The 11,695-nt window shown below is 68.3% G+C and carries 7 protein-coding genes and 1 pseudogene; 7 read left to right on the top strand and 1 reads right to left on the bottom strand.

The window, feature by feature from the left end; all coding sequences use genetic code 11:
* The 3 genes from C5F48_RS18765 to C5F48_RS18755 all read left to right on the top strand — a co-directional run.
* Positions 1-1,917 (top strand): copper-translocating P-type ATPase (locus C5F48_RS18765; RefSeq protein WP_107665361.1); only part of this gene is annotated, 1,917 nt, incomplete at its 5' end.
* Entirely contained in the window at positions 1,914-2,312 is a 399-nt protein-coding gene (cueR, locus tag C5F48_RS18760; RefSeq protein ID WP_107665360.1) for a Cu(I)-responsive transcriptional regulator, read from the top strand. The genes C5F48_RS18765 and cueR, both read left to right, overlap by 4 nt.
* A 60-nt stretch (positions 2,313-2,372) precedes the next feature.
* Positions 2,373-3,446 (top strand): dipeptidase, encoded by a 1,074-nt coding sequence (locus tag C5F48_RS18755; RefSeq protein WP_107665359.1) that lies wholly within the window; start codon positions 2,373-2,375, stop codon positions 3,444-3,446.
* 6 nt (positions 3,447-3,452) lie between these two features.
* Here C5F48_RS18755 and C5F48_RS18750 read toward each other — a convergent pair whose 3' ends face one another.
* A complete protein-coding gene (locus C5F48_RS18750; protein ID WP_107665358.1) occupies positions 3,453-3,887 on the bottom strand; it encodes an RrF2 family transcriptional regulator in 435 nt (144 codons plus the stop codon).
* A 512-nt stretch (positions 3,888-4,399) separates the two neighbouring features.
* Between C5F48_RS18750 and C5F48_RS18745 the strand changes: the two genes are divergently transcribed.
* The 4 genes and pseudogenes from C5F48_RS18745 to glgA form a co-directional block, all read left to right on the top strand.
* Positions 4,400-6,805 (top strand): glycogen/starch/alpha-glucan phosphorylase, encoded by a 2,406-nt coding sequence (locus C5F48_RS18745; protein ID WP_107665362.1) that lies wholly within the window; start codon positions 4,400-4,402, stop codon positions 6,803-6,805.
* Positions 6,806-6,811: 6 nt separating this feature from the next.
* The gene (glgB, locus tag C5F48_RS18740) at positions 6,812-9,010 is read left to right on the top strand and encodes a 1,4-alpha-glucan branching protein GlgB (RefSeq protein WP_107665357.1); all 2,199 of its coding nucleotides are present in this window, start codon (positions 6,812-6,814) and stop codon (positions 9,008-9,010) included.
* A gap of 33 nt (positions 9,011-9,043) precedes the next feature.
* Positions 9,044-10,315: a glucose-1-phosphate adenylyltransferase gene (gene glgC / locus C5F48_RS18735; RefSeq protein WP_107665356.1), complete on the top strand. Its 1,272-nt coding sequence runs from the start codon at positions 9,044-9,046 to the stop codon at positions 10,313-10,315.
* Between the two features lie 99 nt (positions 10,316-10,414).
* Positions 10,415-11,695 (top strand): annotated as a pseudogene (glgA, locus tag C5F48_RS18730) (glycogen synthase GlgA); the annotation flags it as partial.

Raw genomic sequence — 11,695 nt, 5'->3', positions numbered from 1 at the left:
GTGTTCCTGGTCGAGATGGGCGGGCATCTGGTCCCGGCGCTGCACCACTGGATCGCCGGAACCATTGGCATGCAGACCTCATGGGTCCTGCAATTCGTGCTGACGACGCTGGTGCTGGCCGGGCCGGGGCGGCGGTTCCTGACCAAGGGCCTGCCCGCGCTCGGGCGGGGGGCGCCCGACATGAACAGCCTCGTCGCCGTGGGGACGCTGGCGGCCTGGGGCTATTCCTCTGTGGCGACCTTCGCGACGGGTCTGTTGCCCGAGGCGTCGCGGGCCGTCTATTTCGAGGCGGCGGCGGTGATCGTCGTGCTGATCCTTCTCGGCCGGGTGCTGGAAGCCCGGGCGCGGGGCCGGGCGGGCGCAGCCATCGCCGGGCTTCTGCAGCTTCAGCCGAAGACGGCCCGGGCCGAGATCGGGGGGCAGGTCAGCGAAGTGCCGATCGAGACGCTGATGCCGGGGGCGATGCTGCATATCCGTCCGGGCGAGCGGATCGCGCTTGATGGTGTCGTGGTTTCGGGCAGCAGTGCGGTGGACGAGGCGATGCTGACCGGAGAGGCGCTGCCGGTGGCCAAGGCCGAGGGCGACGCGCTGACCGGGGGCACGGTGAACGGCACCGGGGCGCTGGTGATGCGGGTGACCAAGGTCGGCGCCGACACCGTGCTGAGCCGGATCATCGCCATGGTCGAGGAGGCGCAGGGCGCGAAACTGCCGGTGCAGGCGCTGGTCGACCGCATCACCCTGCGCTTCGTGCCGGTGGTGATGGCCATCGCCGCGCTGACGGTGATCGGCTGGCTGATCTTCGGCCCGGGGATCGGGCAGGCGCTGGTGGCGGGTGTCTCGGTCCTCATCATCGCCTGTCCCTGCGCCATGGGGCTGGCGACGCCGGTCTCGATCATGGTGGGCACCGGGCGCGCGGCGGAGCTTGGCGTGCTGTTCCGGCGCGGCGACGCGCTGCAGCGGCTGGCCGAGGTCGAGGGCGTTGCCTTCGACAAGACCGGCACGCTGACGCTGGGCCAGCCGGAGGTGACCGATCTGGTGACGGCGGAAGCTGTCACCGAGGCGGAGCTGTTGCGCATGGCGGCGGCGGTGGAGGCGCGGTCGGAGCATCCGCTGGCCGGCGCGATCCTGCGGGCGGCGGAAGCACGCGGGCTGGAACTGCCGGAGGCTGCGGGCTTTGCCGCGACGCCGGGGCAGGGCGCCGAGGCGCAGGTCGAGGGGCGTCGGGTGCAGGTGGGCAGCGCCCGGCTGATCGGGGAGGCTCGCGGGCTGGCGGCTCAGGCGGAGCGGATCGAGGCGCAGGGGCGCACGGCGGTCTTCGTCGGCATCGACGGGGCGCTCGCGGGCGTGATCGGCATCGCCGACCGTGTGCGGCCGACGGCGAAAGCCGCGGTGGCGGCCTTGGGACGGATGGGGCTCGGCGCCACCATGGTCACCGGCGACGCCGAGGGCGTGGCGCGGGCCATCGGGGCGGAGCTCGGGATCGACGGTATCCGCGCCGGCATCCTGCCCGGCGGCAAGGTGGCAGAGGTGGAGCGGCTGGGCCGCGTCGCCTTCGTCGGTGACGGGATCAACGATGCCCCGGCGCTGGCGGCGGCGGAGGTCGGTATCGCCATCGGCACCGGCACCGATGTGGCGATCGAGGCGGCGGATGTGGTGCTGATCTCGGGCGATCCGCTGGGCGTCGCCAATGCGGTGCGGCTGAGCCGCGCCACCATGCGCAACATCCGCCAGAACCTCCTCTGGGCCTTCGGCTACAATGCCGCGCTGATCCCGGTGGCGGCGGGGCTTTTGGTGCCCTTCGGCGGGCCGCAACTGTCACCGATGCTGGCGGCGGGGGCGATGGCCTTCTCCTCCGTCTTCGTTTTGTCGAATGCGCTGCGCCTGCGTCGGGTGGCGGCGGTGAAGGAGCAGCCATGAACATCTCGGAAGTCGCCGGCCGCGCGGGGCTGCCCGCCAAGACCATCCGCTATTACGAGGAGATCGGGCTGATCCGGCCGCTGCGCGGCCAGAACGGCTATCGCAGCTTCCGCGAGAGCGACCTGCACAAGCTGGCCTTCCTCGCCCGCGCCCGCTCGCTCGGCTTTTCCATCGAGGAATGCCGCACGCTCTTGGCGCTCTACGAGGACCGCAGCCGCGCGAGCGCCGACGTGAAGCAGGTGGCGCTCAGGCATCTGGAGCAGATCGAGGCAAAGATCGCCGAGCTGCGCGCCATGCAGGCGACGCTCTCCGATCTGGTCAGCGCCTGCGCCGGCGACGCCCGGCCCGACTGCCCGATCCTGGACGGTCTGTCGCAGCAGGCTTGCAAGGGCTGAGCGCTCTGGCCTTCCCCGGCGGCGCGTGGCACCCTTGGCCGCGAAGAGCCGGAGAGATGCATGCCCCAGTCCCGCCAGATCCCGGTGTTCGACGGCCATAACGACCTCCTGCTGCGCCTCCACCTCGCCCCGCACCGGCGCGAGCGGATCTGGCTGACCGGCGAGGGGCGCGGCCATCTCGACCTGCCGCGGATGCGGAGCGGCGGCTTCGTCGGCGGGCTCTTCGCGATCTACGTGCCCTCGCCGCGCGATACGAGCCTCGGCAATTTCGAGACGCTGATGGATCACCCGCCCTATGACCTGCCGCTGCCCGCCGCCGTGCCGCAGTCCGAGGCGCAGGCCGCGGTGCTGAGCATGGCGGCCCATATGATCTGGATGCAGGAGAGCAGCCGCGGCGCCTTCCGCATCTGCCGCACCATGGCCGAGATCGAGGCGGCCCGCGCCAGCAGCGTCATCGCCGGCGTCATGCATCTGGAGGGGGCCGAGGCCATCGACCCCGACCTCCTGTCGCTGCACGCCTTCCACGCCATGGGGCTGCGCTCGCTGGGCCCGGTGTGGAGCCGGCCGACGATCTTCGGCCATGGCGTGCCGTTCCGCTATCCGTCGAGCCCCGACACCGGGCCGGGGCTGACCGAGGCGGGCAAGCGGTTGGTCAAGGAATGCAACGCGCTGGGCATCGTCATCGACCTCTCGCATCTGAACGAGGCGGGCTTCGACGACGTGGCCTCGCTCAGCGATGCGCCGCTGGTGGCGAGCCATTCCAACGCCCATGCCGTCACCCCCTCCAGCCGCAACCTGACCGACCGGCAGCTGGCGGCGATCCGCGAGACCAGGGGCATCGTCGGGCTGAACTTCGCCACGGTCTTCCTGCGCGAGGATGGCAAGCGCGCGCCCGAGATCGGCTGGGAGCCGGTGCTGCGCCATCTCGACCATCTGATCTCGGTTCTGGGCGAGGATCACGTCGGCTTCGGGTCGGATTTCGACGGGGCGACGGTGCCGGAGGGCATCGGCGACGTGACCGGGCTGCCGGCGCTGCAGCAGGCGCTGCGGCGGCACGGCTATGACGACGCGCTGCTGGAGAAGCTGTGCTGGCGCAACTGGCTGGCGGTGCTGCGGCGCAGCTGGGGCAGCTGAGCCGGATCAGGCGACGCGCAGCAGGTCCTGCAGTTCGACATTCTCCGACACCATGTCGCGCAGCGACAGCTTGTCGAGCGAGCCGTAGAAGGCGTCCAGCGCATCGCTGAGCGCGCATTTCAGCCGGCAGGAGGCGCTGAGCGGGCAATGGTTCTGCCGGGCCGAGAAACATTCGGTGAAGGGCAGGTTGCCCTCGAAGGTCCGGAACACGTCGCCGACGCAGATCTTCTCGGCCGGCCGCCCCAGCGCCAGCCCGCCGCAGCGGCCCCGCACGGTGCGCAGGAAACCCTTCTGCGCCAGCCCGTGGATCACCTGCGCCAGATGGTTCTCCGACGCGTTGCAGGCCGCAGCGACCTCGGCCTTGCGCACCACCCGCCCGTCGTTGATCGCGCAGAACATCAGCGTCCGCATCGCCAGATTGGTGCGGGTCGTCAGTCTCATTGGCTGCCTCCACGGGTCAACAGGCCACCCACGGCCCTGACGCCTGTTTTCCCCCCGGGGAATCGCCCGCGACATGATCCAGATCAGATCGGGGCGCGCGTCGCCCTCGAAAGCCATATCTTGCAGCTTTCCTTTCGCCGCACCCCCCGGGGCAACCTTCGCCACACGCGGAAGATGCGCGCCATCTGCCGCTTTTTGCGGCAGTCGGGCTTGCGGCGGCCCGCCCTTGCTGTGGCCGGTCTGGCGCAGTCCGGCAACAATCGCCGGGGCTTCGTGGCGCGCCCGTGGCGCATCCCCCGGGAGAGGCCTCTGCAACCTTCGGAGGAATATTCCGCAACGCGCTGTCAAAAGAAGGCCTTGTGGTTTATACGGTAGGCCGCCGCCGGATGCGGCGCCCGCGCTGCCGCGGTTTCCATCGCGCCAGCTGCCGGAACCGTGCCTTGACTGCGCCAAAGGGGGGCGTCACACGGAAAATCTAGCCATGTCCCGCTTTGCGGACCCTTGAACGGACGATAGCCGTGACCGATCAGATCCTGACCAAGACCCTGCTCAAATCCGACATCCTGCGCCACCTGACCTTCACGCTGGGCAAGGATGCGCCGCATGCGAGCGTCTACGACTGGCGCATGGCCCTGTCCTACGCGATCCGCGACCGGATCATGGAGCCGTGGTTCGCCTCGACCCGCCGCACCTGGGGCGAGGACCGCAAGCGGGTCTATTATCTGTCGATGGAGTTCCTGATCGGGCGGCTTCTCGAAGACGCCACCATCAACCTCGGCCTGCACGAGATGGCCGAGACCACCATGGCCGAACTGGGGCAGGACTTCCGCGAGATCATCGGCAACGAGCCCGACGCGGCGCTGGGCAACGGCGGGCTGGGCCGGCTGGCCGCCTGCTTCATGGAATCGATGGCGACGCTCGGCTGCCCGGCCTACGGCTATGGCATCCGCTACGAGCATGGCCTCTTCCGCCAGCGCTTCGAGCAGGGCCAGCAGGTCGAGACGCCGGAGGACTGGCTGAACCAGCGCAACCCGTGGGAATTCGACCGCCCCGAGGCGACCTACACCATCGGCTTCAAGGGCGAGGTGGTCACGCGCGACGGCAAGGAGATCTGGACCCCGGGCGAGACGGTCTTCGCGATGGGACATGACACGCCGGTGATCGGCTGGAAGGGCCGCTGGGCCAACACGCTGCGGCTCTGGGGCGCCAAGCCGACGACGATGTTCGACCTCGACCGCTTCAACCGGGGCGACTATGCCGCCGCCGCCGAACCCGAGACGCTGGCGCGGACGCTGAGCCGGGTGCTCTATCCCGACGACACCACCTATCAGGGCAAGGAGCTGCGGCTGAAGCAGGAGTTCTTCCTGACCTCCGCCGCGCTGCAGGACATCCTGCGCCGTTTCACCTCGTCGCATGGCGACCTGCGTAAGCTGCCGGCGCATGTGGCGATCCAGATGAACGACACCCACCCCGCCATCGCCGGGCCGGAGCTGATCCGGCTTCTGGTCGACGAGCATGGGCTGCGCTTCGAGGAGGCGCTGGAGATCGCGCAGGCCTGTCTCGGCTACACCAACCACACGCTGCTGCCCGAGGCGCTGGAGCGCTGGGCGACCTTCACCTTCGGCAACGTGCTGCCGCGCCACATGCAGATCGTCGAGCAGATCGACAGCTGGCACCGCCGGACCTATCCGGGGCGGCCGCATTACGTCGGCATCGTCAAGCACCACGAGGTGCGGATGGGCGAGCTGGCCTTCATCATGTCGCACAAGGTCAACGGCGTCTCGGCGCTGCATTCGGATCTGGTGAAGAAGAACCTCTTCCCCGAGCTCGACAAGCTGCACCCGGGGCGGATCATCAACGAGACCAACGGCGTCACCCCGCGGCGCTGGCTGAAGATGGCCAACCGCCCGCTCTCCGGCCTGATCACCGAGACCATCGGCGAGGGCTGGGAGGCCGATCTCGACCGGCTGAAGGAGCTGGAGCCGCATGTGCCGGATCAAGGCTTCCTCAGCGCCTTCGACGCGGCCAAGCGGCAGAACAAGGTGGCGCTGGCGAATTGGCTGAAGGCGGATCTCGGCGTCAGCGTCAGCCCCGACGCGCTCTTCGACGTGCAGATCAAGCGCATCCACGAATACAAGCGCCAGCTTCTCAACATCCTCGAGACCGTCGCCCGCTGGCAGGCGATCCGCGCCAATCCGACGGCGAACTGGGTGCCGCGGGTGAAGATCTTCGGCGGCAAGTCGGCACCGGGCTATGTGGTGGCCAAGGAGATCATCCACCTGATCAATGACGTCGGCGCCACGATCAACGCCGACCCCGTGGTGGGCGACCGGCTGAAGGTGGTCTATCCGGCGAACTACAACGTCTCGATGGCCGAGCGTCTGGTGCCGGCCGCCGACCTCAGCGAACAGATCTCGACCGCGGGCAAGGAAGCCTCGGGCACCGGCAACATGAAGTTCATGATCAACGGCGCGCCGACCATCGGCACGCTGGACGGGGCCAATGTGGAGATCCTGCAGGAAGTCGGTCGCGAGAACTTCTTCCTGTTCGGCCTGACCGCCGAAGAGGTGGTGACCCGGCGCGAGGATCCCGATCACGCGAAGAAGGCGATCGAGGCCAGTCAGGTGCTGCAGGACGTGCTGCAGAACATCGCCGAGGGCGTGTTCAGCCCGACGCAGAAAGACCGCTACCACGGTCTCGTCCACCGGGTCTGGCACCACGACTACTTCCTCGTGGCTTCGGACTTCGACGCCTTCCTTGCAGCGCAGGCCGAAACCGACGCGGCCTATGCCGATCGCAACCGCTGGCTGACCATGGCAGCGATGAATACCGCGCGGTCGGGCTTTTTCTCGTCGGACCGTACGATCCGTGGTTACATGACGGACATATGGTCGGTCGAGTCGGCCCTGCAAGGATGAGAAACCATGGCCAAGCCTTCGGAAACGCTGATTGACCCGCAGGTTGCGCGGGCCATTGTCGAGGGCGCGCATGGGGATCCGTTTTCCGTTCTTGGTCTGCATGAGAAAGGCGGTCAGCTGACCCTGACCGCCTTCGTTCCCGGAGCCGACCGGCTCTCGGTGCTGGCCGGCGCCGAGGTCGAAGCGACGCCGGTCCCCGACTTCCCCGGCCTCTTCACAGCCCCGATGCAGCGGCGCGAGCCCTACCGGCTGCGGGCCGAGGGGCATGGCGCGACATGGGAGTTCGACGACGCCTTCCGCTTCGGCCCGATCCTCGGCGAGATGGACGAGTATCTGCTGGGCGAGGGCACGCACAAACGCATCTGGCAGGTGCTGGGCGCCCATCCGATGACGCATGAGGGCGTCGTGGGCACCACCTTCGCCGTCTGGGCGCCGAATGCCGAGCGGGTTTCGGTGGTGGGCGATTTCAACCTCTGGGACGGCCGCCGCCACCCGATGCGCCGCCGGGGCATGACCGGGGTCTGGGAGACCTTCATCCCCGGGATCGGTGAGGGCACGGCCTACAAATACGAGATCCGCGGCGCGGGCGGGGCGCTGCTGCCGCTGAAGGCCGACCCGGTGGGCTTCGGCTCGGAACATGCGCCGAAAAATGCTTCCGTCGTGCGCGACATCCGCGATCCCCGCTGGTCCGACGCCGACTGGATGGCGCAGCGCGGTCCCCGGCAGGGAATCGACGCGCCGATCTCGGTCTACGAGGTGCATCTCGGCAGCTGGAAACGCGCGCCGGGCGACCGGATGCTCTCCTATCTCGAGCTTGCCGATCAGCTGGTGGATTACGCCGCCGGCATGGGCTTCACCCATATCGAGCTGATGCCGATCTCCGAATTCCCCTTCGACGGCTCCTGGGGCTATCAGCCGGTGGGACTCTACGCGCCCACCATCCGCCACGGCACGCCGAACGAGTTCCGCGCGCTGGTCGACGCCGCGCATCGCAAGGGGCTCGGCGTGCTGATCGACTGGGTGCCCGGCCATTTCCCGACCGACGCGCATGGCCTCGGCCGCTTCGACGGCACGCCGCTCTACGAGCACGCCGACCCGCGCGAGGGGTTCCATCAGGACTGGAACACGCTGATCTACAATTACGGCCGCATCGAGGTGTCGAACTTCCTCACCTCCAACGCGCTCTACTGGCTGGAGGAATACCATATCGACGGGCTGCGCGTCGATGCGGTGGCCTCGATGCTCTACCGCGACTATTCGCGCAAGGCCGGCGAATGGGTGCCGAACAAGGACGGCGGGCGCGAGAATTACGAGGCGATCGACCTGTTGAAACGGGTGAACGTCACCGCCTATGGCGAAGACCCCGGCGTGGTGACGGTGGCGGAGGAGAGCACCGCCTTTCCGGGGGTGTCGCGCCCGGTGAACCATGGCGGGCTCGGCTTCGGCTTCAAGTGGAACATGGGCTGGATGAACGACACCCTCTCCTACATGGAGAAGGACCCGATCCACCGCCGCCACCATCACCACCAGATGACCTTCAGCCTGCATTACGCCTGGTCGGAGAATTACCTGCTGCCGATCAGCCATGACGAGGTGGTGCATGGCAAGGGCTCGATGCTGCAGAAGATGCCGGGCGAGGGGCCGGAGAAATTCGCCAATCTGCGCGCCTATTACGGCTACATGTGGACCCATCCCGGCAAGAAGCTGATCTTCATGGGCTGCGAGTTCGCCCAAGACCGCGAGTGGAACCACAACCAGAGCCTCGACTGGCACCTGCTGGACGATCCGTCGCATCGCGGCGTGCAGGCTTTGGTGCGCGATCTGAACCGGATTTATCGCGAAACTCCGGCGCTTTACCGGAACGACTCGCGTCCCGAGGGGTTTGAGTGGTTGGAGGCGAACGACGCCGATCAGTCGGTCTTCGCCTATGCCCGCAAGGGCCGGGCGGAGGAGCCGATGGTGGTGGTCGCGCTGAACATGACGCCGGTGGAGCGGCGGTATCGGCTGGGGTTCCCGGCGGGCGGGCAATGGGACGAGGTTCTCAACAGCGACGCGGCGGTCTACGGCGGCCTGAACCGCGGCAATCTGGGAGGGGTCGTGACCGAGGCGGTCGGATGGCACGGGCAGGAACAGTCGGCGCTGGTGACGCTGCCGCCCCTGTCGGCGGTGATCTTCCGGCAGCCCGAGGGCGCGGGACGGACATAAGGCGGGCAGAAAGCCCGTGACAGGGAGGGAAGAATGCAGACCGGACCAAATACGCGGCTCTCGACGCAGGCCATGGCCTTCGTGCTGGCCGGCGGGCGCGGCAGCCGCCTGAAGGAGCTGACCGACCGCCGGGCCAAGCCCGCGGTCTATTTCGGCGGAAAGGCGCGGATCATCGACTTTGCGCTGTCCAACGCGCTGAACTCGGGCATCCGCAAGATGGCGATCGCCACGCAGTACAAGGCCCACAGTCTGATCCGGCACTGCCAGCGCGGCTGGGGCTTCTTCCGCGCCGAGCGCAACGAATATCTCGACATCCTGCCCGCCTCGCAGCGCGTCAGCGAAAGCCAGTGGTATCTCGGCACCGCCGATGCGGTGACGCAGAACATCGACATCGTCGACAGCTACGGCATCAAATATGTCGTCGTGCTGGCCGGCGACCATGTCTACAAGATGGATTACGAGATCATGCTGCGCCAGCATTGCGAGACGCAGGCCGATGTGACCATCGGCTGTCTCACCGTGCCGCGGATGGAGGCGACGGCCTTCGGCGTGATGCATGTCGACGCGGATCTCAGAATCACCGACTTCCTGGAAAAGCCGGCCGATCCGCCCTCGATCCCCGGCGATCCGGATCATGCGCTGGCCTCGATGGGGATCTATGTCTTCAACTGGGACCTGCTGCGCGACCTCCTGATCCGCGACGCCGCCGACCCGAACTCCAGCCATGATTTCGGCAATGACATCATCCCGCAGATCGTGAAGCACGGCAAGGCGATGGCGCACCGCTTCTCCGACAGCTGCGTGAAAAGCGGGCTGGAGACCGAGCCCTACTGGCGCGACGTCGGCACGCTCGACGCCTTCTGGCAGGCCAACATCGACCTGACCGATTTCGTGCCGAAGCTCGACATCTACGACAACGCCTGGCCGATCTGGACCTATTCCGAGGTGCTGCCGCCGGCGAAGTTCATCCACAACACCGATGGCCGGCGCGGCTTCGCCGTCTCGTCGCTGGTGGCGGCCGATTGCATCGTCTCGGGCTCCGAGGTCAGCAACTCGCTGCTCTTCACCGGCTGCCGGACGCACAGCTTCTCCAGCCTCGACTGCGTGGTGGCGTTGCCGCAGGTGGTGGTGAACCGGAAGGCGGAGCTGAGCCGCTGCATCCTCGACCGCGGCGTCATCGTCCCGGAAGGGCTGGTGGTCGGGCAGGATCCGGAGGAGGATGCGAAATGGTTCCGCCGCACCGAGTCCGGCATCGTGCTGGTGACGCAGGACATGCTCGACGCGCGGGCGGCGCAGCTGGGTTGAGCGCGTGGCCGGGAGCATCGCGCTCCCGGCCACGCGCGGGTATTTTGAACGGATGAACGCGGGATATTTGACCGAGATGATGACGGAAGGACAGGCAGCATGGTGACGCGCGGACGGGTGTTGTCGGTGGCGTCGGAATGCGTGCCATTGCTGAAGACCGGGGGCCTCGCCGATGTGGTCGGCGCGCTGCCGGCGGCCCTTGCCGCGCAGGGCTGGGAGATGCGGGTGCTGATCCCCTGCTACCGGGCGCTGCAATGGCGGCTGGAGGGGATGGTCGAGGTCTTTGCCGAGGACAGTCTCTTCGGCGGGCGCGGCCGGGTGATGGCGGGCGAGGTGGCCGGACGGCAGATGCTGCTTCTGGACGCGCCGCACCTCTACGACCGCGAGGGCGGGCCCTATTCCGGGCCGCAGGGCGACTGGGGCGACAATGCGCAGCGCTTCGCCGCGCTGAGCTGGATGGCCGCGCGCATCGCCCGCGAGGGGATGGGCGACGGCTGGCGCCCCGACGTGCTGCATGCGCATGACTGGCAGGCGGCGCTGGCCCCGGCCTATCTCGCCTATGGCGGGGCGAACGGGGTGCGGTCGGTGCTGACCGTGCACAACATCGCCTTCCAGGGCTGGGCGCCCGCCGGCATGCTGAACGAGCTGCGGCTGCCGGCGCAGGAATTCCATCCGGGGGCCTTGGAGTATTACGGCGGGCTCTCCTCGCTGAAGGCGGGGCTGATCACCGCCGACCGGATCACCACCGTGTCGCCGACCTATGCCGCCGAGCTGCGGCGGCCGGAGTTCGGCATGGGGCTGCAGGGCGTCATCGCCGCCCGGGCCGACCGGGTGAGCGGCATCCTCAACGGCGTCGATACCGACATCTGGTCGCCCGAGGTCGAGGAGCGGCCCTATTCCGCCCGCACGCTGAAGCGCAAGGCCGAGAGCCGTCAGGTGCTGAGCGGCGCCTTCAAGCTCGAGGTGCCGGGGCCGCTGGCGATCCTCGTCAGCCGGCTGACCGACCAGAAGGGGATCGACCTCATTCCCGCCGTGCTGCCCGATTTCGTGGCGCAGGGCGGCGGGCTCGCCGTGCTCGGCTCGGGCGACGCGGCGCTGGAATCGGCGATGCGCGAGCTGGAGGTGCGCTTCCCGGGCCGGGTCGGGGTGCGGATCGGCTATGACGAAGGCTTGAGCCATCTGATGTTCGCCGGCGGCGACGCGGTGCTGGTGCCCTCGCGCTTCGAGCCTTGCGGGCTGACGCAGATGTACGGGCTGCGCTATGGCGCGCTGCCGGTGGTGGCGCTGACCGGGGGGCTGGCCGACACCGTGATCGACGCCAATCCGGCGGCGATGGCGGCGGGGGTGGGCGACGGGCATCACCTTCCATCCGACCGAGGC

The organism is Cereibacter changlensis JA139 (assembly GCF_003034985.1).
In the GTDB taxonomy this organism is placed as follows: Bacteria; Pseudomonadota; Alphaproteobacteria; order Rhodobacterales; family Rhodobacteraceae; genus Cereibacter; species Cereibacter changlensis.
This window is presented reverse-complemented; position numbering and strand designations above follow the sequence as displayed.